At 55.2% G+C, this 20513-nt stretch carries 21 protein-coding genes; 7 read left to right on the forward strand and 14 right to left on the reverse strand.

What is annotated here, in order from left to right:
* Positions 1 to 2: 2 nt before the first annotated feature.
* The 5 genes from IMQ33_RS08525 to cpxR form a co-directional block, all read right to left on the reverse strand.
* Positions 3 to 1427, reverse strand: a complete 1425-nt coding sequence (locus tag IMQ33_RS08525; RefSeq protein ID WP_065683757.1) for an L-fucose/L-arabinose isomerase family protein — start codon at positions 1425 to 1427, stop codon at positions 3 to 5.
* Between the two features lie 10 nt (positions 1428 to 1437).
* Positions 1438 to 2472 (reverse strand): L-rhamnose/proton symporter RhaT, encoded by a 1035-nt coding sequence (rhaT, locus tag IMQ33_RS08530; protein ID WP_196061742.1) that lies wholly within the window; start codon positions 2470 to 2472, stop codon positions 1438 to 1440.
* A gap of 215 nt (positions 2473 to 2687) precedes the next feature.
* Positions 2688 to 3161, reverse strand: coding sequence for a tRNA (uridine(34)/cytosine(34)/5-carboxymethylaminomethyluridine(34)-2'-O)-methyltransferase TrmL (gene trmL, locus IMQ33_RS08535; protein WP_098929443.1), 474 nt, complete (start codon positions 3159 to 3161; stop codon positions 2688 to 2690).
* A 57-nt stretch (positions 3162 to 3218) separates the two neighbouring features.
* Positions 3219 to 4589 (reverse strand): envelope stress sensor histidine kinase CpxA, encoded by a 1371-nt coding sequence (gene cpxA, locus IMQ33_RS08540; protein ID WP_024482888.1) that lies wholly within the window; start codon positions 4587 to 4589, stop codon positions 3219 to 3221.
* Complete coding sequence (gene cpxR, locus IMQ33_RS08545) at positions 4586 to 5284, reverse strand: envelope stress response regulator transcription factor CpxR (protein WP_021181873.1); 699 nt, start codon at positions 5282 to 5284, stop codon at positions 4586 to 4588. Before cpxR ends, cpxA begins: the two co-directional genes overlap by 4 nt.
* A 149-nt stretch (positions 5285 to 5433) precedes the next feature.
* On the opposite strand from cpxR, the gene cpxP reads away from it, so the two are divergent.
* The 4 genes from cpxP (at position 5434) to IMQ33_RS08565 (ending at position 9545) form a co-directional block, all read left to right on the forward strand.
* The gene (gene cpxP, locus IMQ33_RS08550) at positions 5434 to 5928 is read left to right on the forward strand and encodes a cell-envelope stress modulator CpxP (protein WP_196061743.1); all 495 of its coding nucleotides are present in this window, start codon (positions 5434 to 5436) and stop codon (positions 5926 to 5928) included.
* Between the two features lie 334 nt (positions 5929 to 6262).
* Entirely contained in the window at positions 6263 to 7165 is a 903-nt protein-coding gene (gene fieF, locus IMQ33_RS08555; RefSeq protein WP_065683792.1) for a CDF family cation-efflux transporter FieF, read from the forward strand.
* Positions 7166 to 7398: 233 nt separating this feature from the next.
* Entirely contained in the window at positions 7399 to 8361 is a 963-nt protein-coding gene (gene pfkA, locus IMQ33_RS08560) for a 6-phosphofructokinase (RefSeq protein WP_024527901.1), read from the forward strand.
* 194 nt (positions 8362 to 8555) lie between these two features.
* Positions 8556 to 9545, forward strand: coding sequence for a sulfate ABC transporter substrate-binding protein (locus IMQ33_RS08565; RefSeq protein WP_065683793.1), 990 nt, complete (start codon positions 8556 to 8558; stop codon positions 9543 to 9545).
* 65 nt (positions 9546 to 9610) lie between these two features.
* Here IMQ33_RS08565 and tpiA read toward each other — a convergent pair whose 3' ends face one another.
* Positions 9611 to 10378, reverse strand: a complete 768-nt coding sequence (gene tpiA, locus IMQ33_RS08570; protein ID WP_024482884.1) for a triose-phosphate isomerase — start codon at positions 10376 to 10378, stop codon at positions 9611 to 9613.
* A gap of 127 nt (positions 10379 to 10505) precedes the next feature.
* Complete coding sequence (locus IMQ33_RS08575; protein ID WP_161711637.1) at positions 10506 to 11093, reverse strand: DUF1454 family protein; 588 nt, start codon at positions 11091 to 11093, stop codon at positions 10506 to 10508.
* Between the two features lie 195 nt (positions 11094 to 11288).
* On the opposite strand from IMQ33_RS08575, the gene IMQ33_RS08580 reads away from it, so the two are divergent.
* Positions 11289 to 11708, forward strand: a complete 420-nt coding sequence (locus IMQ33_RS08580; RefSeq protein ID WP_021181880.1) for a DUF805 domain-containing protein — start codon at positions 11289 to 11291, stop codon at positions 11706 to 11708.
* A gap of 1 nt (position 11709) precedes the next feature.
* On the opposite strand, the gene fpr is transcribed toward IMQ33_RS08580, so the two are convergent.
* Both fpr and IMQ33_RS08590 read right to left on the reverse strand, forming a co-directional pair.
* Positions 11710 to 12456, reverse strand: coding sequence for a ferredoxin--NADP(+) reductase (gene fpr / locus IMQ33_RS08585; protein WP_021807228.1), 747 nt, complete (start codon positions 12454 to 12456; stop codon positions 11710 to 11712).
* A gap of 4 nt (positions 12457 to 12460) precedes the next feature.
* A complete protein-coding gene (locus tag IMQ33_RS08590; RefSeq protein WP_021807227.1) occupies positions 12461 to 13084 on the reverse strand; it encodes a metalloregulator ArsR/SmtB family transcription factor in 624 nt (207 codons plus the stop codon).
* Positions 13085 to 13393: 309 nt separating this feature from the next.
* Between IMQ33_RS08590 and emrD the strand changes: the two genes are divergently transcribed.
* Positions 13394 to 14578, forward strand: coding sequence for a multidrug efflux MFS transporter EmrD (gene emrD, locus IMQ33_RS08595; protein ID WP_065683795.1), 1185 nt, complete (start codon positions 13394 to 13396; stop codon positions 14576 to 14578).
* Between the two features lie 33 nt (positions 14579 to 14611).
* On the opposite strand, the gene glpX is transcribed toward emrD, so the two are convergent.
* The 3 genes from glpX to IMQ33_RS08610 all read right to left on the reverse strand — a co-directional run bounded on the left by glpX (position 14612) and on the right by IMQ33_RS08610 (position 18142).
* Positions 14612 to 15622, reverse strand: a complete 1011-nt coding sequence (glpX, locus tag IMQ33_RS08600; protein WP_065683796.1) for a class II fructose-bisphosphatase — start codon at positions 15620 to 15622, stop codon at positions 14612 to 14614.
* Positions 15623 to 15744: 122 nt separating this feature from the next.
* A complete protein-coding gene (gene glpK / locus IMQ33_RS08605) occupies positions 15745 to 17253 on the reverse strand; it encodes a glycerol kinase GlpK (RefSeq protein ID WP_065683797.1) in 1509 nt (502 codons plus the stop codon).
* A gap of 43 nt (positions 17254 to 17296) precedes the next feature.
* On the reverse strand, positions 17297 to 18142 hold the full coding sequence (locus IMQ33_RS08610; RefSeq protein WP_059199388.1) for an MIP/aquaporin family protein: 846 nt from the start codon (positions 18140 to 18142) through the stop codon (positions 17297 to 17299).
* A 521-nt stretch (positions 18143 to 18663) separates the two neighbouring features.
* On the opposite strand from IMQ33_RS08610, the gene zapB reads away from it, so the two are divergent.
* Positions 18664 to 18903, forward strand: a complete 240-nt coding sequence (zapB, locus tag IMQ33_RS08615) for a septal ring assembly protein ZapB (protein WP_021181887.1) — start codon at positions 18664 to 18666, stop codon at positions 18901 to 18903.
* A gap of 54 nt (positions 18904 to 18957) precedes the next feature.
* On the opposite strand, the gene rraA is transcribed toward zapB, so the two are convergent.
* A complete protein-coding gene (gene rraA, locus IMQ33_RS08620) occupies positions 18958 to 19443 on the reverse strand; it encodes a ribonuclease E activity regulator RraA (RefSeq protein ID WP_021181888.1) in 486 nt (161 codons plus the stop codon).
* A 104-nt stretch (positions 19444 to 19547) separates the two neighbouring features.
* On the reverse strand, positions 19548 to 20465 hold the full coding sequence (locus IMQ33_RS08625) for a 1,4-dihydroxy-2-naphthoate polyprenyltransferase (RefSeq protein ID WP_065683798.1): 918 nt from the start codon (positions 20463 to 20465) through the stop codon (positions 19548 to 19550).
* Between the last annotated feature and the right edge of the window lie 48 nt (positions 20466 to 20513).

Genomic DNA, 20513 nt, shown 5'->3' on the forward strand with positions numbered 1-20513 from the left:
GGCTAGGCGATCCGGTTCGTGCGGATATGCAGCACTTGAGCGAGCTTTTCCAACTGATCGCCCTGGTGGCCAATGCCGATAGCGCAGTGGTGGGCAGGGCCAGCCAATGACCACTCACGGGTAAAGGTTCTGGCATCCAGGCTGAAACGGTAGCGGCTGTTGGTATTGCCGATATCCAGCGTTTCCCCCGCCACCGAAAGCCCTTCGGCATACTGCAACACGACGTCGCCGTTACGTTCCTCAACCACAGACAAGAAGGTGACCGGGCCGTTTTTCACCGACATCTGAATCGAAACGCCACATCCAGGCTTGCCGTGATACACCGGCAGCGGCACCAGGCGTACATCACCCTCTGCCATCAGCGGATGCGCAGGCCCATCGTGGCCCCATAGCACAGCGTCATCCTCGAATTCGATGCCGTAAGGTTCGGAGAAGGATCCACCAGCTCCCAGCAGGGCGAGGATTTTCATGGCGATCGCGTTTTTGACTTCGTACTCACCGGCGACCGGGATGCCTTTTTGGGTCAGCAGGGTGTTACCTGCAATCACCGACGTAACGATATTCTCGTAATCATTGCCGTTTTGCCCTTCGTAGTAATAGGCCATTGCGCCTAGCCCATGCCGTTCTACCAGCCGATCCAGCGCGCAGGCGGTATGCGCAGCGCGTTGCAATTCGGCCTCTGAACAGAGCTCGTCCACCACAAAGGCGTTGTGCATTTCATCCCGCTTAAGCTGGATTTGCGCTGTGGTACTTTGTTGGCGCAGAGCGTTCAGCTCGCACATTTCCAGCGGTTTGAAACGCACACCAAGCCGTGCGGAAAGGTTGGTCAGATTGCTGTAGACGTCGATCATCCCGTCGTAATAGTGGCCGAGCAGGCCGATCTGCGTGGTGCGTAACGCATTACGCAACGCGAAAGCGGTCAGCCAGTTGTCCAACTCCTGCCAGACCTGCGGATCGCCCTGTAATGCCCCCACCAGCAGTTGGTACTCGATCCCGGCGCGATTAAACACGTTGGCCAATTCGGGAGCGCTACACGCCTGGCAATGGGCAAGCCATTCGCCGGTGCGATCGCCGCGATCTGCCATGGCGCGTATTTTCTGGTAGGGCAAACCGACCTCTGGCTGCAAGGCTAATACCAACACCGGTTTACCCAAGGCTTGCACCAGCGGTAATACGGTGGCACTCAGCGCGTAGGTGCTGATGTAAAGCACCACCACGTCTACCGGCTGGTGGCGAGCCTCTGCCAGCAACGCATCGGCGGCAGTGACCGAATCCACCAGCCCGCCACGCTGAACCCGATGGCCGCTGGAAAGGCGTTCGGCGATCTGTTCGAGGTAACCTTCAAGGCGGGGCTTAAGGCCGTTAAACTGCGGCCAGTAAGTGTCAAGCCCGATACCAAACAGCAAAATATTCAACGGACTATTCATCTTTCGCTCCTCAAGATGCCATGCCCAAGCCAACGATGTTGGCAGCCAGTATAATCACCAGGCAACCTAGGCACAGCACTGCCACCGGCTTTCTGGTCCCGCATTTCCACTCTTTCAGCAGTAGCCCGACGATGCCGCCGCACAGTACGTAGAAACTCATGTGCAGCATCCAGCTCATGTAGTCGTATTGTGCCGGGATCTTGGCGTGGCCCCAGGCGTAGAAGAAGAATTGCAGATACCACATCAGCCCGGCCAGCATCGAGAACAGCACGTTGGCGACCAGCAGCTTTTTCGGCAGTGAGAAATCGGCTTTCACCGAGATATTTTTCAAGGTGGCCAGGCGGATCAGGCAGTAGCCCAGGTTGATCAACGCGCCGCCGCCCATAATCACCACATAGCTTGGCAGGGCAACATACAACGGGTCGATGCCCAGTGCTCCGGCGGCTTCATGCATCGGTTTGGCCGCGTCCATGGCGAAGGACATCCCGGCGGAGAAAATGCCGCACATCACCGCCAGCGCCAGTCCCTTCTTGAGGCTGAACTCCTCGGCGCGGATGCCCATGGCCCGCTCTTTCAGCAAACCGGCATAGCTGACGATCACCACGCCGACCAACGCTACAAATACCCCAACCAGCGACAGGCGGCCACCTGCAGTGCCGAACAGTAGTTCAAAGCGGCCCTGCAACAGCGGTGTCATCAATGTGCCAATGATCAACGTGATGCCGATGGCGATACCAATCCCCATCGACATCCCGAGATAGCGCATGGTCAGGCCATAGTTGATATTACCGATCCCCCACATGGCACCAAACAGGAACACCGGTAGCAGGGTGGCGGCGCTGAATGAGCTGTAATACTGCCAAAAATCGGGCAGCAGCATATAGCTGATGGCCCAAGGCAGGATCAGCCAGGAAACGAAACCGCCGATCGACCACATGGTTTCCCAAGACCAGTTTTTGACCTGTTTGAATGGCGCGTAGAAGCAGGCCGCACTGGCCGCCCCGACCAGGTGCCAGAGTATCCCTAGCAGAATGGCGTTGTTCATCTTGTTATCCTTGTTGTTGTTGGCGTGGTGACGTAGAGCGCAGAGACCACGGATGAACAGGGAGTCTAAAGAGACACTAGGGAAGGAACCTTCGGTTGGCTGCCGGTTGCCGGGAGAGCATGGCAAAATTCAGCGGGTGCAGGTGTTGACGATCACAAATTTGGCAGGGCGGCGATCGGGCGATGTCTGGCTGGCAGGCGATCGCCCAATAGGGGTCACTCTTTAAGCAGTGCGCCCGCATAATCCAGTTGGCGCCAGGCTTCGTAAACCACCACTGAGACGGCATTGGACAGATTCATGCTGCGGCTTTGGGCCTGCATGGGAATACGGATCTTCTGCTGTGCGGGCAACGCATCCAGAATGCTGGCGGGCAGGCCACGGGTTTCCGGGCCAAACAGCAGATAGTCCCCAGCCTGATAGCTGACAGCGCTATGCGCCGGTGTGCCTTTGGTGGTCAGGGCAAACAGCCGCTGTGGATTTTCGCTGGCGAGGAAGGCGGCATAGTCGGCATGGCGCTTGATGCAGGCAAATTCATGATAATCCAACCCGGCACGGCGCAGGCGTTTGTCGTCCCACGGGAAGCCCATAGGTTCGATCAGATGCAGTTGGAAACCGGTGTTGGCACACAGGCGAATGATGTTGCCGGTGTTCGGCGGAATTTCAGGTTCAAATAAAACGATATTCAGCATGTAAAAAGCCCCTCATGACGAGGGGCGCAGAATAGCAAAATCTTTGGGTGCTGGCGATTAACGCTGATGCAGCGGCAACCACAACACCAGACGCAGGCCACCCAGCGGGCTGTCTTCCGCTTTTACCCAGCCGCGATGCTGATTGACGGCGGATTCGACGATGGCCAAGCCCAGCCCGGTGCCGCCGGATTGACGATCGCGTGCTTCATCGGTGCGGTAGAACGGCCGGAAAATCTGTTCACGATCTTCTGGGCTGACGCCTGGGCCATCATCGTCCACCACGATGGTGATCCCCTGATTATCGGCGCTGAATGCCACCGCGATGCGCGTATTGGAATAACGCAGGGCATTACGCACAATATTCTCCAGCGCACTGTCCAGGGCACCTGCGTTGCCGTAAATCGTCCATGGGCCAGGAGGGGAGGTGACCTCCAGCTGTTTGCCCATCTGTTCGGCTTCGAAACTGGCGTTGTCCAGCACGTCGGCCCACAGTTCGTTGGCCTTCAGCAGTTCGCGCACCAGCTCGCTTTTCTGTTGGCCACGGGATAGCAACAGCAGATCGTTAATCATCGAATCCAGCCGTTGGGCTTCGGTTTCGATACGCGCCAGTTCATGGCCTTCACCGTGGCGGCGGCGCATCAGGGCGGTTGCCAGCTGTAGACGCGTTAACGGGGTGCGCAATTCGTGGGAGATATCGGAGATCAGCCGTTGCTGGGCCGTCATCATCCTTTCGAGCGCGCTGATCATCTGGTTGAAACTGGCCCCGGTGGCAAGGAATTCCTGCGGCCCGGCTTCCAGTTCAGGGTGTTGCTTAAGGTTGCCACGTGCTACATCATCGGCGGCGTTTTTCAACTTACGTGCCGGTTTGGCCAGACTCCAGGCAAGCCACAGCAACAGCGGGGCACTGATCAACATGGTGACGATCAGCAGCAACAGCGGCCGGTCGAACATCAGGTTGATAAAATCAGACTGCGAGCTATTGGCCGGGCGGATCAGGTACAGCTGGTAGTTGTCTTCACCATCGCGCACCGAGAACGGGCCAACCAGCTCGACGCGGCCATATTTTTTCTTTTGCGGTTGGTCGGAGTTGTCCGACTGGCCGATAAAGTTACGCACGATCTGCATTTCGTTGCGCTGCGCGCCGATCACTCGCCCTTCGCTGGTCACCAACAACAGGCGCTGGCCCGGCGGTGCCCATTTTTCGATGGCGCGGAACAGGCGGCGCCACCACATCAGGTCGTTGGCCGGATCGTTTTGCAGTTCGGCTTCGACATGCTGTTCCAGCATCAACCCCTGCCGCTGTTCGCTTTCCAGCAGCGTGGTCATTTGGCGGGAGTCGAGTTTGGGCACCATCAACACCAACATCAGCACCAGGGCCAATGTGAACCAGAAAATGGCGAAGATGCGTGCCGTCAAGCTGTTGATCATGCTGCAGATACCATCAGATAGCCCCGTCCGCGCAGGGTTTTGAACCAAGGATGCCCATCTTTGCGGTCCGGCAGTTTGCGCCGCAGGTTGGAGATATGCATATCAATGGCGCGATCGAACGGCGTCAGGCGTTTGCCCAGCACTTCCTGGCTGAGGAGTTCACGAGACACTACCTGGCCGAGATGCTGTGCCAGCAAATATAGCAGGGTAAATTCGGTGCCTGTCAGATCCAGCACTTGCCCATCGAAGCTGGCTTCCTGGCGGCCGGGGTTCAGTTGCAGGCCGTCAACGTCCAGCGTAGGTGCGCTGGTATCCACATTCTGCTGCTGTTCGCTCCAGTTGGAACGGCGCAGAATGGCCCGGATGCGGGCAACCAGTTCGCGATCGTTAAAGGGTTTTGCCAGATAGTCGTCCGCACCCAGTTCCAGGCCAAGGACCCGGTCCAATTCGCTGCCGCGAGCGGTTAGCATGATCACCGGCGTCTGGTGGTGCTGGCGCAATTCTTTCAGCGTATCGATACCGTTTTTCTTCGGCATCATGATATCGAGCAACAGCAGATCGATGGAGCTGTCCAGTAACGACAACGCCTGTTCACCGTCGTGAGCCACGACGATGTTAAAGCCTTCCATTTCAAGCAGTTCTTTCAGTAGCGAGGTGAGCTCGCGGTCGTCGTCAACTAACAGAATTTTGTGCATATGTGATTTACCTCCTGACGCAAAATACGTCATCAACTGTTGCTATTCCATGACTTTACGTAGTTTTACATGCCCTGACGCATGTTTGCAGGTGCAGCGATACACTGCTCCTCGTTGATTCGCAAAGTGAGAAAGCTCGAGGAGTAAAAATGGTTAAGGTGACCGCAGTAGTTATGGCATCAATTTTGGCATTAGGTTCTACCGTTGCCTTTGCTGCTGATACTACACCGGAAACTGTCCAACCTCCTGCTAATGATGCACTGTTGAGAGCGCTTGGCCAGAATCACATGTTCGACGGCGTTCGCTTGACCGAACAGCAACGCCAGCAAATGCGCGATTTGATGCGCCAGGCCCGTTACGATCTGCCTGGTGTTAATGTAGACGAAGTGGAAACCATGCATAAGCTGGTCACCGCAGATAAATTTGATGAAGCCGCCGTGCAGGCCCAGGCGGAAAAAATGGCTCAGGAACAGGTTAAGCGCCAGGTCGAAATGGCCCGGGTACGCAACCAAATGTATAACCTGCTGACGCCAGAGCAAAAAAGTGTTTTAGACCAGAAGCATCAGCAGCGTGTGCAGCTGATGAAGCAACAGATTTCTGGTTTGCAGCAAACTTCTGCCCAGAAGTTGAGTATGACTGAGTAATCCCCTGTTTTTCCTTGCCATAGACACCATCCCTGTCTTCCCCCTCATGATGAGGGGGTTTTTTTTATTTCCATAAAATAAATTCACTTAAAAAACAATGAATTAAATCTATTCTAGAAGGCTGCGGATTTTCAAAAACCGTTGAGTGTGGACACTCTGTGGACGCGCCTTCTAACCTGGATACCTTATGAATACTTATCTAGGGAGAGCGACATTACTGCACGTTTTGCCAGATTTTTTTGCTTAGCTGACAAGCATCCCGCCATGATGGCGGGACTTTTTTTACCCCGCATTCCGTTATACTAAAGCCCATAAACTTTGGTTGGGGTTTTTTATGGAACAGCAATATGCGCGGCTGGTGCAGTCCGCTGCTTTAGCCGCCACCGGAATGGCCTCCGTTCTCCTGTTGATCAAGATCGTTGCCTGGTATCTCACTGGATCGGTCAGCCTGTTGGCAGCTTTAGTGGATTCGTTGGTGGATATTGCCGCATCGTTAACCAACCTGCTGGTGGTGCGCTACTCGTTGCAGCCGGCTGATGAAGAGCACACCTTTGGCCATGGCAAGGCCGAGTCGCTGGCGGCGCTGGCGCAAAGCATGTTTATCTCCGGTTCTGCCCTGTTCCTGTTCTTGACCGGCTTCCAGCATCTGTATTCCCCGCAGCCCCTGAATTCGCCGGGTATAGGGATAGCAGTGACCATCATTGCGTTGATTAGCACTCTCATCCTGGTGACCTATCAGCGCTGGGTGGTCAGAAAAACACGCAGCCAGGCGGTACGGGCCGATATGCTGCATTATCAGTCAGATGTGATGATGAATGGTGCTATTTTGATAGCACTTGGGCTAAGCTGGTACGGATTTCACCGTGCGGACGCGCTGTTTGCCCTGGGCATTGGGGTTTATATTCTCTACAGCGCGCTGCGTATGGGATACGAGGCGGTGCAGTCCCTGCTGGATCGCGCCTTGCCGGATGAAGAGCGTCAGGCAATTATCGATGTGGTATCGTCGTGGCCGGGTGTGAAAGGTGCGCACGATCTGCGTACGCGGCAGTCTGGGCCAACGCGGTTTATCCAGTTGCATTTGGAAATGGAAGACACCCTGCCGTTGATGCAGGCGCATATTCTGGCAGAACAGGTGGAGCAGGCATTGTTGCATCGTTTCCCTGGGGCCGACGTGATAATTCACCAGGATCCCTGTTCTGTTGTTCCTCAGGGCCGACAGGGGCATTGGGAACTATAATCAACAGACATAGGTCAATGTTGGGTGGATTGAGAAATCACGGTGTTAGCACGCCGTGCCATGTGAAGTTTTTTCCTTGATGTTGCGTGACCTGAATCAATTCAGCTGGGTGTTTTTGTTATAATATCCAGCAATAAAAGCCGTAAAGCTGGTTTTGCGCCGTTGGAGAGATACCCGGTGAGTCGGCGAATACAGAATTCTTAAGAAATTGCATCTACAGTTCAGAGGTAGTCATGATCAAGAAAATCGGTGTACTGACGAGTGGCGGTGACGCCCCAGGTATGAACGCTGCCATTCGTGGCGTTGTGCGTGCTGCGCTCACAGAAGGTCTGGAAGTATTTGGTATTTACGATGGCTACCTTGGTTTGTACGAAGATCGCATGGAGCAATTAGACCGCTATAGCGTATCTGATATGATCAATCGTGGCGGTACCTTCCTGGGTTCTGCGCGTTTTCCAGAGTTCAGGGATGACAGCGTGCGCGCCAAGGCGATTGAAAACCTGAAAAACCGCGGCATTGATGCGCTGGTGGTCATCGGCGGTGACGGCTCCTATATGGGGGCGAAGCGCCTGACTGAAGAGGGTTTCCCATGCATCGGTTTGCCTGGCACCATCGATAACGACGTTGCAGGCACCGACTACACCATCGGTTACTTCACCGCGTTGGAAACCGTGGTTGAAGCAATTGACCGCCTGCGCGATACCTCTTCATCACACCAACGCATCTCTATCGTGGAAGTGATGGGGCGTTACTGTGGCGACCTGACCCTGGCGGCGGCCATTGCCGGCGGTTGTGAATTTATCGTCCTGCCGGAAATCGAATTCAGCCGTGACGATCTGGTTAATGAAATCAAAGCCGGTATCGCCAAAGGTAAAAAGCACGCCATCGTGGCGATCACCGAGCATATCTGTGATATCGACGAACTGGCGCGCCATATCGAGCAGGAAACCAAGCGTGAAACCCGTGCTACCGTATTGGGCCACATCCAGCGTGGTGGTTCACCGGTTGCCTACGACCGTATTCTGGCTTCCCGCATGGGCGCGTACTCCATCGACCTGCTGCTGCAAGGTTACGGTGGCCGCTGCGTAGGGATCCAGAACGAGAAGATGGTGCACCATGACATCGTTGACGCGATCGAAAACATGAAGCGTCCGTTCAAAGGTGACTGGTTGGAAACGGCGAAAAAGCTGTACTAATCTGCCCCTGATGCCATTCCACTTGGTTATCAATCTGGAGCCTCCATTTTGGAGGCTTTTTTTTGCCTGTAGCCGCTATATTCCAGAATGGTCTAGTACCACATTTTTTATTCTTTAATTGTGAGGGAAGTTTCTGGCAGGCTTTGATGCTAAATCAACCGTTTGAGGTTGCGTCATTTTCTGGGGGAACGGCAATGCAAAAATGGGGTGTGGGTCTGACTTTACTGCTGTTGGCATCGGGTGCCATGGCGAAAGATATTCAATTGCTGAACGTCTCATACGATCCAACGCGTGAGTTCTACCAGGAATATAACACGGCGTTTGGTCAGTATTGGCAGCAGCAGACCGGCGATAAGGTTACCGTGCGTCAGTCACACGGCGGTTCCGGCAAGCAGGCGACCTCGGTGATTAACGGCATCGAGGCGGATGTGGTCACGCTGGCGCTGGCATACGACGTGGACGCGATTGCCGAACGTGGTCGTATTGATAAAGCGTGGATCAAGCGCCTGCCAGACAACTCAGCACCTTATACCTCAACCATCGTTTTCCTGGTGCGTAAAGGTAACCCAAAACAGATCCATGATTGGGCTGATCTGGTGAAGCCCGGCGTGTCGGTTATTACACCGAACCCGAAAACCTCTGGCGGTGCCCGTTGGAACTATCTGGCTGCCTGGGGTTATGCTCTGCACCAAAACGGTGGTGATAAAGCCAAGGCTCAGGAGTTCGTTAAAGAGCTGTACCGCAATGTGGAAGTGCTGGATTCCGGCGCACGTGGCGCAACCAATACCTTCGTTGAGCGCGGTATCGGTGATGTGCTGATCGCTTGGGAAAACGAAGCCTTGCTGGCAGAGAAAGAGCTGGGTAAAGACAAATTTGAAATCATTACTCCGAGCGAATCCATTCTGGCCGAACCGACGGTATCGGTGGTGGACAAGGTCGTTGATAAACGCGGCACCCGTGATGTGGCCACGGCTTATCTGAAGTATCTGTATTCCCCGGAAGGTCAGACCATTGCGGCCAACAACTACTACCGTCCGCGTGATGCAGCCGTTGCAGCCAAATTCGCCGAGCAGTTCCCAAAACTGAAGCTGTTCACCGTGGATGATACTTTTGGCGGTTGGACTGAAGCGCAGAAGGTGCACTTTGCTACCGGCGGGATCTTTGACGAAATCAGCAAGCGCTGATCGCCAATTTTTGGCTATAAAAAACCCCGGAAAACCGGGGTTTTGTTATTTCAGGCCGGATGAAATCAGGCTTTTTTCGCTTGGGCAGCGGCTTTGACGATCACGGCGAAAGCGTCTGCTTTCAGTGATGCGCCGCCAACCAGCGCGCCGTCGATGTCTGGCTGAGCAAACAGCTCTGCGGCGTTTTTATCGTTCACGGAGCCGCCGTACTGGATGATCACTTCGGCTGCTACCGCAGCGTCTTGCTTGGCGATGTGGTCACGGATAAATTTGTGCACTGCCTGAGCTTGCGCTGGGGTGGCAGATTTACCGGTACCGATAGCCCACACTGGCTCATAAGCGATGACGGTGCCTTTGAACGCTTCAGCGCCCTGGGTTTTCAGCACGGCGTCGATCTGGCGCGCACAAACTTCTTCGGTTTTACCCGCTTCGTTTTCTGCTTCGGTTTCACCGATGCACAGCACTGGGATCAGGCCAGCGGCTTTCAGCACGGCAAATTTCTCTGCGATCGCTGCGTCGGTTTCTTTGTGATAGGTACGGCGCTCTGAGTGGCCGATGATGATGTATTCAGCACCGACGTCTTTGAGCATGGTGGCAGAAACTTCACCGGTGAAGGCGCCAGACAGGTTGATGTCGACGTTCTGTGCGCCCAGAGCGATGCGGCTGCCACCCAGTTCGTGCTTGGCCAGATCCAGATACATGACTGGAGGTGCGATGGCAACGCCACAACCGTCAACGCTGCTCAGTTCTTTACGCAAGGCGGCGATCAGTTCGTTAACCATGTGAACGCTGCCGTTAAGCTTCCAGTTACCCATTACTAATGGATGACGCATGTGTTTTCCTCCAAAAAGGGGACGCGAGAGTCTAAATGACAACTGCCGGACAGGCAGTTTACCTGCCCAACAGTATAGAGATGAATCAGTGCAAAGGCTTTGCTTTTTGTCATTAATTGCTGGGGTATCAGGGTTCAGATAGCGTTAGCTTAATCGGTTCAACGGCGAAGGTTATCCCCTTATCGCCGTTATCTGCCACCACATAGCGTATTGCCCCGACCTGTTGCTGGTAGAAGTAGGAACCTTTGCCTTTTTCCAGCAGGTTGTTCACCTTGATGATGCTTTCTTCCACGGTGAGTGCCGGTTCAAACTGACGGCTCAGGGCCGCCATGTAGTTCACCGCAATGGCTTTGGCCGCTTTTTCTTCGCCATCCTGCAACAGCAAATGGGTAATTTGCATGGTTTTAATCTTACCGGTGCCTTTTTCCAGCGCGGTAGAGGCGTACAGGTTTTCGTTAATCTTGCTGGCCGCGCGGGTCAGCAAAGGAGAGTCATCCTCTCTGGAGGGGACGACGCGAAACTCACCAATTGGCAGCGTTGGGTTGTCGCGGTTGTATTTTTCGCGAAATTGCACCACCGTCAGATCGAAGGTGGGCGCGCCAGCCAGTAAATAGGGCGCGTTCGCCGGAGCTTCGGTAGGCGTATCCGGTGGATCGGCCCAAGCACTGCCGATAGGGAAATACAGGCAGGCTATAACGATGATTTTTTTCAGCATGGTATACGGCATCGGTAACAAAGATGACTCCGATTAAAACGATAACCTGGGTGAATTGTCAAAAATTCCTCGTGATTGTCGTTTGCTGACGCAAGGCGGTGCGATGGTCTGCGTTTTGCCGGGGCTAGCTCAACCCGGTATGGCCTATGTTACACTGCGGCGCAGAATATGGGCAGGCCAAGAGTGCATGAATCGATGAGCTTACAGCAATGGTGTTTTTCCTTTAAGGGCCGCATCGGGCGGCGCGACTTCTGGATCTGGATGGCAGTCTGGGTGGTGCTGATGGCGGTGGCTTTCACGCTGGCCAACTACGATGTGGTGGCGATCCAAACCATCGCCTTTTGTATCGTGGCGCTGCTGTGGCCAACGGCGGCGGTGCTGGTCAAGCGCCTGCACGATCGTAATAAAAAGGGCTGGTGGGCGTTGCTGTTGATCCTGGCGTGGATATTGGCGGCTGGTAACTGGCAGATGTTGGCGCCGGTCTGGCAGTGGGGCGTGGGGCGTTTTATTCCGACGCTGATTGTGGTGATGATGGCGATCGATCTGGGGGCTTTTCTTGGCACCCCAGGGGATAACCGATTCGGGCCAGAGGCCGAACCGGTAAAATTCCGCTGAACTACCAGTAATGCTCGCTGGTGATATGGCCCGGCTTGCGGCGCAGATGTTTGCGCATCTGATATTTCTCTTTCAGCGTTTGCTGGGTATCTCGCACCATCTGCGGGTTGCCGCACAGCATCACATGGCTGGTTTCGGCATCCAAGGTCAAACCAACCGCCGCTTCCAGCCGCCCGTCCTCCAGCAGAGCCGGAACGCGCCCGGTCAATGAGCCAGCCACCTCTTCGCGGCTGACCACGGTTTGAATGCGTAGTTTGCCGTTAAAACGCTGTTGCAGCTGCTGCATCAGCGGCAGGTAGCTGAGATCGCGGGCAAATCGTGCGGCGTGCACCAGTACAAGGTTGTTGAAGCGATCCAGATCTTTGCCTTCTTGCAGGATCGACAGATAAGGGCCGATGGCGGTGCCGGTCGCCAGCATCCATAAGGTGTCGCAGTCTGGCACTTCTTCGAGCACAAAGAATCCGGCGGCTTCTTTGGTGACCATCACCTCCGCTCCGGGCTGCAACTGATGGAGGCTTGGGCTGAGTTTTCCTTCTGGCACTGTGACCAGATAAAACTCCAGGTTAGGATCGCTGGGGGCATTAACATAAGAATAGGCGCGCTGAACGCGCTCTCCGCCTATTTCTAGTGACAGCTTGGCAAACTGCCCGGCGGTGAAACTGTCGATCGGGGCATTGACCGTGATGCTGAACAAGCCATCGGTCCAATGTTGTACCCCTGTCACTTTGCCATTAACCCATTCAGCCATACTTTTAACGCTCCCGTGGTCGGATCAAATAAGCACAATGTCGTGAGCCGGAGATGGCATGCGCGGTACGTTCTATCCGGTAGCCTTTACCAAACAGGCGATGGAACAGCTGCAGTTCGGAGTTGCACAGGTTGCTGCAAGTATGGGCCGCCACGCCGATCGGACAGTGGTTTTCCACCAGCAACATTCCCTGCGGGCTTTCCAACAGTTCCGCCATGTAGCCGTCACGCTGGCGTAGGTTAACCAGGCGGTTGAGCTTGCTGAGATGGTCTTCTTCCTCTGCCAGCTCATCGGCGTACCGGTGATAGAGTTTATCCTCGCGAGCACGGATCAGCTTTTCTATGCCTTCGGCACCGAACAGCTCATGTGCTGACTCCAGCAGGATCGCCGAAAGCCGATCGTGTCCGTCGGCAAACTGGGCATGGCCCTGTTGGGTCAAAGACCAGTAACGCGTCGGGCGGCCTACTTTGGCGCGCGTTTCCTCGTAGCAAACCAGCTCACGTTGTTCAAGGGATTGCAGATGCTGGCGGATCCCCATCGGCGTGATTTCCAGCCGCTCTGCCAGCATTTTGGCAGAATGAGGACCCAAGGTTTTTAACTGCAATAAAATCAGCTCTGGTGTTTTCATAAAACCCAAATCCCTGTGGCGGTATCTTATTTCAAGTTGATGGAAATAATTATCGATTAAGTGTTAAAGCTAATCTGATGCAAGTTTATCATTTTTAACTCTTTCCCGTTATGACAACAGATACGTACAGTTTGATTTACGAGACTGGTAGCGATAGGTGCCAGTGTGACGGCGATCTATATTTGCCCGAAACTCGCTAAAAAAATCAGATTTGTTAGCTTATGCGACGCTGAGAAGCTGCTCTGTGGTTCCCCCCTGGTGTATTGGGCGGGGTTGAGTGTCGTAAGACTGAATAAGTTAATGAAGATAATGAGAAAAGTTGAGAACTTCCACCTGCTGGTGATGCTGATCCTGCTGGTTGCCGTCGGTCAGATGGCACAAACCATTTATGTGCCGATTATCGCCGATATTGCCCGCGATCTCTCGGTGCCCTCCGGCGCCGTGCAGCGCGTTATGGCGGCTTATCTGTTGACCTATGGCTTCTCGCAATTGATCTACGGGCCGCTTTCCGATCGCATTGGCCGCCGCCCGGTGATCCTGGCTGGCATGATGATTTTCCTGCTCGGTGCCTTGGGCGCTTTGCTGGCAAACAGCCTATCGATGTTGGTGGCTGCCAGCGCGGTTCAAGGGATGGGCACCGGCGTGGCGGGCGTGATGGCTAGAACCATGCCGCGCGATCTGTATGCAGGTACTTCATTACGTTATGCCAATAGCCTGTTGAATATGGGCATACTGGTCAGCCCGCTGTTGGCTCCGGTGATTGGCGGGGGATTGGCGATGATGTTTGGCTGGCGGGCTTGTTATGGCTTCCTGCTGGTGTTGTGCGCCGGTGTAGCGTTTGCCATGTTCCGTTGGTTGCCGGAAACCCGGCCGCAGCAGACGGAAAAACGCCGCATGTTCTCCAGCTTCCGCCAACTGCTGGCGGATGGCACTTTCAGCTGTTATCTGGTGATGTTGATCGGTGCTCTGGCTGGCATTGCCGTCTTTGAAGCCAGCTGTGGCGTGTTGATGGGGGGAGTGTTGGGCCTGAGCGGGTTGACCGTCAGTATCCTGTTTATCCTGCCGATCCCGGCAGCGTTCTTTGGTGCCTGGTATGCCGGGCGTGACGGAAAAACCTTCCACAGCCTGATGTGGCATTCGGTGATCAGTTGCCTGTTGGCTGGGCTGATGATGTGGATCCCTGGCTGGTTCGGGGTAATGAATATCTGGACGCTGATCGTGCCTGCGGCGTTGTTCTTCTTTGGTGCCGGGATGCTCTTCCCCCTGGCGACCACCGGTGCGATGGAGCCATTCCCTTACCTGGCCGGGGCGGCGGGTGCCCTGGTGGGTGGTATGCAGAATATGGGGTCTGGCCTGGCGACCTGGCTGTCAGCCATGCTGCCGCAAACTGGGCAGTTCAGCCTTGGCTTGCTGATGTTTGCCATGGCGTTGCTGATTTTGCTGTGCTGGTGGCCGCTATCGAGCCGTATGCAGCATCAGGGACATACCGCCTGATAGAGACGGGGCGCGCTCTGCGCCCCCTAGGCGTTAAAGCAGGAATTCGTGCAGCGCTGCGTCTTTGCGATCCAGATAGTGGGTCGAACGGATGCGGCGGATAGTGCGCGATTTACCCCGGATTAACAGGGTTTCGGTGGTGGCAATATTACCTTTGCGGCTGATGCCCTCCAGCAGATCGCCCTTGGTGATGCCCGTCGCGGCAAAGATCACGTTATCGTTGCGCGCCATTTCATCCAGCACCAACACCTTACCGGCTTCGATGCCCATTTCTTTACAGCGGGCCAGCTCCTGCTCGCCGATACGGCGATTATCTTCGTTATCCCCTTTGACCTGATGACGAGCCAGCAGGCGGGCTTGCATATCGCCATCCAGCGCACGGATCACCGCAGCGGAGATCACGCCTTCCGGTGCGCCACCGATGCCGTACATCACATCCACTTCGCTTTCCGGCATACAGGTCAGGATCGACGCGGCGACATCACCGTCGGGAATAGCGAAAACCTTCACTCCGAGCTGCTGCATTTCTGCGATCACTGCATCGTGGCGCGGTTTAGCCAACGTGATCACCGTTAGCTCAGTCAGTGGCTTACCTAGCCGGGCCGCGATGTTGTTCAGGTTGGTGGCTAGCGGCAAGTTGAGATCGATCACCCCACGCGCCTGCGGGCCGACGACCAGTTTTTCCATGTACATATCAGGAGCGTGCAGGAAGGTGCCGCGATCGCCTACCGCCAGGACCGCCAGCGCATTGGATTGTCCCATTGCGGTCATGCGCGTGCCTTCGATGGGATCGACGGCGATATCCACCGCATCGCCCAGCCCGGTGCCGACGTTTTCGCCGATATACAGCATCGGGGCTTCATCAATCTCACCTTCACCGATCACGATCCGGCCATCGATATCCACCCTGTTGAGCATAATGCGCATGGCATTGACGGCGGCACCGTCAGCGGCGTTTTTGTCGCCGCGTCCCAACCATTTATAACCCGCAAGTGCGGCGGCTTCGGTAACGCGGGAAAATTCGATGGCTAATTCACGTTTCATGGCAAACCTGTCAGTGGGAAAAGGGAAGAAAATATCGGCAAAGTTTACCACAGTGGGGAGGCGGCAGGGCGAGGCAAAAAAAAACGCTGCCCGTAGGCAGCGCTGTTGCAGGGTAATACGTATCAGTCGTGATCTTCCCAGGCCTGCGCACGAGCCACGGCCTTTTTCCAGCCGCTGTAGCGGAAGTTACGCTCGGTAGTTTCGATACCCGGACGGAATTCACGTTCGATGGCAGCTTTGCTCTTCAACTCATCCAGATCGCTCCAGTAGCCAATCGCCAGCCCGGCCAGATAGGCCGCGCCCAATGCTGTCACTTCACGCACCTCAGGACGCTCGACACGGGTACCGAGGATATCGGACTGGAACTGCATCAGGAAGTTGTTGGCTACCGCACCACCGTCCACACGCAGCGATTGCAGGCGGGTATTGGCATCGGCCTGCATGGCATCCAGCACGTCGCGTGTCTGGTAGGCGATAGACTCCAGCGTGGCGCGGATGATGTGGTTGCTGTTGACGCCGCGGGTCAGGCCGAAGATGGCGCCACGGGCATACGGGTCCCAGTAGGGGGCACCCAGGCCGGTAAAGGCGGGTACCACGTAGACGCCATTGCTGTCTTTGACCTTGGTGGCGAAGTATTCGGAGTCGGCGGCATCGCTGATCAGTTTCAGCTCGTCGCGCAGCCACTGGATAGAGGCACCGCCGATAAACACCGCACCTTCCAGCGCATAGTTAACTTCCCCACGTGGGCCGCAGGCGATGGTGGTCAGCAGGCCGTGGTTGGAACGCACTGCTTCTTTGCCGGTATTCATCAACAGGAAGCAGCCGGTGCCGTAGGTGTTTTTCGCCATACCCGGCTGGACGCAGAGTTGGCCATACAGCGCCGCCTGCTGGTCACCGGCGATCCCGGCGATAGGAATACGTGTCCCGCCTTTACCCCCGATGTTGGTCTGGCCATACACTTCGGAAGAAGGACGGACTTTTGGCAGCATGGCGCGTGGGATATCCAGCGCTTCCAGCATACGATCGTCCCAGTCCAGCTCGTGGATGTTGAACATCATGGTACGCGAGGCGTTGGTGTAGTCGGTCACGTGAACCCGCCCTTGGGTCATCTTCCACACCAGCCAGGTGTCGACGGTACCAAACAGCAGTTCACCGCGCTTGGCACGTTCGCGCGCGCCTTCGACGTGGTCGAGGATCCATTTGACCTTGGTACCGGAGAAGTAAGGGTCAACCACCAGGCCGGTATTGTGGCGGATATACTCTTCCAGGCCATCACGCTTGAGCTTTTCACAGATGTCGGCGGTGCGACGGCACTGCCAGACGATCGCGTTATAAATAGGCTTACCGGTCTCTTTTTCCCAGACGATGGTGGTTTCACGCTGGTTGGTAATGCCGATCCCGGCGATTTGATCAGAACTGATATCGGCCTTGGCCAGCACTTCGACCAAGGTGGAACTTTGTGAGGACCAGATTTCCATCGGGTCGTGTTCTACCCAGCCGGCCTTCGGATAGATCTGCGTAAATTCACGCTGTGAAACCGCAACAATATTGGCATCGTGATCGAGCACTACGGCACGCGAACTGGTGGTTCCCTGGTCGAGGGCGACAATGTATTTTTTTTCGGTTGTCATAATTTTGAGTCCTACTGTAGTTAACCGTTTAAAGCCGTGCCAATCACGCTTTACGTTGTTCTGGTTTAGGGGCGGGTTGCTCTTCCTCGAAGCAAACGTCACAAGGCAGATGGCGACCGATCAGCGCACGATAACCAAAGGCGCCCAAACCTGCACCGACGATAGGGCCGAAGATAGGCACCAGGAAGTAAGGGATGTCGCGAGCGCCGGTGAAGGCCACGTTGCCCCAGCCTGCCAGATAGGCGAACACTTTCGGGCCAAAGTCACGCGCCGGGTTCAGTGCAAAGCCGGTTAATGGTCCCATAGAGGCACCGATGACGGCAATCAGAATACCGATCAACAGCGGTGCCAGCGGGCCGCGTGGAATGCCGTTGCCGTCGTCGGTCAGCGCCAGGATCAGGCACATCAGGATGGCGGTGATCACAGTTTCTACCAGGAAGGCCTGGCCAACGGAGATATGCGCGTTGGGATAGGTCGAGAAAATGCCGGCCAATTCGAGGCTTTCGTTGCTGCCACGCACCATCTGGTGGGCGGCTTCAAAATCGAAGAACAGACTGTAATACAGCCCGTAGACCAGTGCTGCCGCGCAAAAGGCACCCGCAATCTGCGCAACGATGTAAGGGAGTACTTTGCGTCCATCAAAGCAGGCGAACAGCCACAGCGCGAGCGTGACGGCCGGGTTCAGGTGAGCACCGGAAATGGCGGCGGTCAGATAGATGGCCATCGCCACCCCCAGGCCCCAAATGATGCTGATTTCCCATTGGCCGAAGCTGGCACCTGCCAGTTTCAGCGCTGCAACACAGCCTACGCCAAAGAAAATCAACAGACCGGTGCCGAGGAATTCAGCGATGCACTGGCCTTTTAAGGTCGGACTGATGGTTTGGCTCATAATATTATTGTCCTGCAGACGACGGTTATAGGTTATCTAGGCTTGGCGCGTTGGCGTTTTGGCCTTGAGCTACAGAGTTTTTCTTCACGTCCTCTTATCGGTTGAGGATGTGATGTAAATTTATCGTTAACGAGCATAAACGAGAAATAGCGAAATCAAAATGTGTGTACTTCGTCATAAAATTGAGCGAATTCGCGTTGTTCGGTGTTCTTTCTGCGCCATAAAACGGTGATCTGACCAGTTATTTTGTCTCTATTTGTTAACAACCCTGCCGTTGGGCAGCGGCGACTTTCAGCTTTGACCGATAGCCAGGGTAGGAAAATTGCAACAGAGTGCGCGTTGGGTCGGTATGTTGCTAGACACTGGGGGGCTGGCTACTTACAATCGTTTTTATTGCGGGAAAGGTTTTATCGAGACAGGCGCTGGGCCTGTTGGTTACGCGAGCATATTCGCAGTCGCTGCAGCTAAGGTTGCGGCGCTACTTATGGATGTACGCCTTGCTATCATGAGGGGACTGAAGAATGTCATTTGAAGTATTTGAAAAACTGGAAGCAAAAGTTCAGCAGGCGATCGATACCATCACGCTGTTGCAGATGGAAATTGAAGAGCTGAAAGAGAAAAACAATTCCCTGTCTCAGGAAGTTCAGAGCGCTGCGGGTAACCACGAGTCACTGGTCCGTGAAAACCAGCAGCTGAAAGAAGAGCAGCACGTGTGGCAAGATCGCCTGCGCGCTTTGCTGGGTAAAATGGAAGAAGTCTGATCCATTAGCACCAACGAAAAGGGCGCCTCAGGCGCCCTTTGTCATTTTCTGCGGTTACTCGATATCGAGCGGGTCTTCAGAAAGGATGATGCCGGTGTTGTCGGCATAGAGATGATCGCCAGAGAAGAAGGTAACACCGCCAAAATTCACGCGGATATCGCTTTCGCCTATCGCTTCGCTGGTGGCTCCTACCGGGATTGCTGCCATCGCCTGAATGCCGATGTCCAGTTCTTCCAGATCGTCCACCTGGCGCACCGCACCGTAAACCACGATGCCTTCCCATTCGTTCTGAGTCGCCAGACGGGCCAGCTCCGCGTCGATCAGGGCACGGCGTACCGAGCCGCCGCCGTCGATCACTAACACGCGGCCACGGCCGTTTTCTTCGAGCAGTTCAAACAGCAGGCCGTTATCCTCGAAGCATTTCACCGTAGTGATTTGCCCGCCAAATGAAGTACGCCCGCCAAAGTTGGAGAACAGAGGCTCAACTACGTTGACCTCTTCCTGATAGATATCGCAAAGTTCGGAAGTATCGTATTTCATAGGATTTTACGTCTGTTTGCCGCTGGAATAACCAGTATATCCCTTTATTCGCCCCGTTGGCAAAATCATCAGTGCCAGGATGCGTTCTGCCACGCAAGTCTCAACTAACTGAGCACCACGCCAATCGCAAACAGCACGTTGGCGAGCAAGGCGGCCTTGACCATATGTTCCAGCATCGGACGCATACCGACGGCCGTAGGGTCACGTAAGACACGCATACCGTGGCGATACAGAAACGGGATGGCCAGCACAAACAGCCAGCCCCATAGGCTGTGCAGGTTAAGCAGGGTAAACAGGGCAAAGCAGACCACGGCGGCGATCAGCAGCGTTGCGTGGTAATAGCGCGCATTCTGTGGCCCAAGGCGGACGGCCAGGGTATTTTTGCCGTTAGCGCGGTCACTTTCGATATCGCGCAGATTATTGATGTTCAACACCGCCGCCGCGAGCAGGCCACAGGCGGTGGCTGGCAACATCACGATGCTATCGAAAGTGTGAGTCTGTAGATAGTAAGTGCCTGCCACGCTGAGCCAGCCGAAAAACACCAATACCGAAATATCCCCCAGCCCCAGATAACCGTAAGGTTTGGTGCCCACGGTGTAGGTAATGGCCGCGACAATCGCTAGCCCGCCCAGCACCAGGAAGCCCACCACATCGCTGGGTTTTTCACAGGCGACGGCGATTAGCCAGCAACCGGAAATGGCGATCAGCACCACCGTCAGCATCAAGGCCCGTTTCATCTGGCTTTGGGTGATCATGCCCTTTTGCATGCCGCGCAACGGACCGATACGGTCTTCTTTATCGCTGCCTTTTACCGCATCACCGTAATCGTTGGCCAGGTTGGAGAGGATCTGCAGCAGACCTGCGGTCAGCAGAGCCAACAGCGCCACGCCGGGCTTCAGGCTGCCCTGCCAGGCGGCGATCGCGGAACCGACAACGATGGAGGCAAAGGCCAATGGCAGTGTTCGTGGTCGTAAACTTTCCAGCCAGGCTCTGGCCGGGGTGGTGGTGGTTGATGAGCTCATATTTCGCTTCAGTAAGTCAAAAGACGGTGTCCGTTAAAAATAAATGTG

Origin of the sequence: Serratia sp. Res13-Sevr-LER1-36-b, assembly GCF_015673035.1 — a bacterium.
Taxonomy (GTDB): domain Bacteria; phylum Pseudomonadota; class Gammaproteobacteria; order Enterobacterales; family Enterobacteriaceae; genus Chania; species Chania fonticola_C.

Bases quoted from the DNA above. Each gene is read 5' to 3' on its own strand.
- trmL (WP_098929443.1), bottom strand. From the start codon at position 3,161: ATGCTGAATATCGTTTTATTTGAACCTGAAATTCCGCCGAACACCGGC.
- IMQ33_RS08625 (WP_065683798.1), bottom strand. From the start codon at position 20,465: ATGAGCTCATCAACCACCACCACCCCGGCCAGAGCCTGGCTGGAAAGT.
- IMQ33_RS08565 (WP_065683793.1), top strand. From the start codon at position 8,556: ATGCAAAAATGGGGTGTGGGTCTGACTTTACTGCTGTTGGCATCGGGT.
- pfkA (WP_024527901.1), top strand. From the start codon at position 7,399: ATGATCAAGAAAATCGGTGTACTGACGAGTGGCGGTGACGCCCCAGGT.
- rraA (WP_021181888.1), bottom strand. From the start codon at position 19,443: ATGAAATACGATACTTCCGAACTTTGCGATATCTATCAGGAAGAGGTC.
- IMQ33_RS08590 (WP_021807227.1), bottom strand. From the start codon at position 13,084: ATGAAAACACCAGAGCTGATTTTATTGCAGTTAAAAACCTTGGGTCCT.
- fieF (WP_065683792.1), top strand. From the start codon at position 6,263: ATGGAACAGCAATATGCGCGGCTGGTGCAGTCCGCTGCTTTAGCCGCC.
- fpr (WP_021807228.1), bottom strand. From the start codon at position 12,456: ATGGCTGAATGGGTTAATGGCAAAGTGACAGGGGTACAACATTGGACC.
- IMQ33_RS08610 (WP_059199388.1), bottom strand. From the start codon at position 18,142: ATGAGCCAAACCATCAGTCCGACCTTAAAAGGCCAGTGCATCGCTGAA.
- cpxA (WP_024482888.1), bottom strand. From the start codon at position 4,589: ATGATCAACAGCTTGACGGCACGCATCTTCGCCATTTTCTGGTTCACA.
- glpK (WP_065683797.1), bottom strand. From the start codon at position 17,253: ATGACAACCGAAAAAAAATACATTGTCGCCCTCGACCAGGGAACCACC.
- IMQ33_RS08525 (WP_065683757.1), bottom strand. From the start codon at position 1,427: ATGAATAGTCCGTTGAATATTTTGCTGTTTGGTATCGGGCTTGACACT.
- cpxP (WP_196061743.1), top strand. From the start codon at position 5,434: ATGGTTAAGGTGACCGCAGTAGTTATGGCATCAATTTTGGCATTAGGT.
- glpX (WP_065683796.1), bottom strand. From the start codon at position 15,622: ATGAAACGTGAATTAGCCATCGAATTTTCCCGCGTTACCGAAGCCGCC.
- IMQ33_RS08575 (WP_161711637.1), bottom strand. From the start codon at position 11,093: ATGCTGAAAAAAATCATCGTTATAGCCTGCCTGTATTTCCCTATCGGC.
- rhaT (WP_196061742.1), bottom strand. From the start codon at position 2,472: ATGAACAACGCCATTCTGCTAGGGATACTCTGGCACCTGGTCGGGGCG.
- cpxR (WP_021181873.1), bottom strand. From the start codon at position 5,284: ATGCACAAAATTCTGTTAGTTGACGACGACCGCGAGCTCACCTCGCTA.
- tpiA (WP_024482884.1), bottom strand. From the start codon at position 10,378: ATGCGTCATCCATTAGTAATGGGTAACTGGAAGCTTAACGGCAGCGTT.
- IMQ33_RS08580 (WP_021181880.1), top strand. From the start codon at position 11,289: ATGAGCTTACAGCAATGGTGTTTTTCCTTTAAGGGCCGCATCGGGCGG.
- emrD (WP_065683795.1), top strand. From the start codon at position 13,394: ATGAGAAAAGTTGAGAACTTCCACCTGCTGGTGATGCTGATCCTGCTG.
- zapB (WP_021181887.1), top strand. From the start codon at position 18,664: ATGTCATTTGAAGTATTTGAAAAACTGGAAGCAAAAGTTCAGCAGGCG.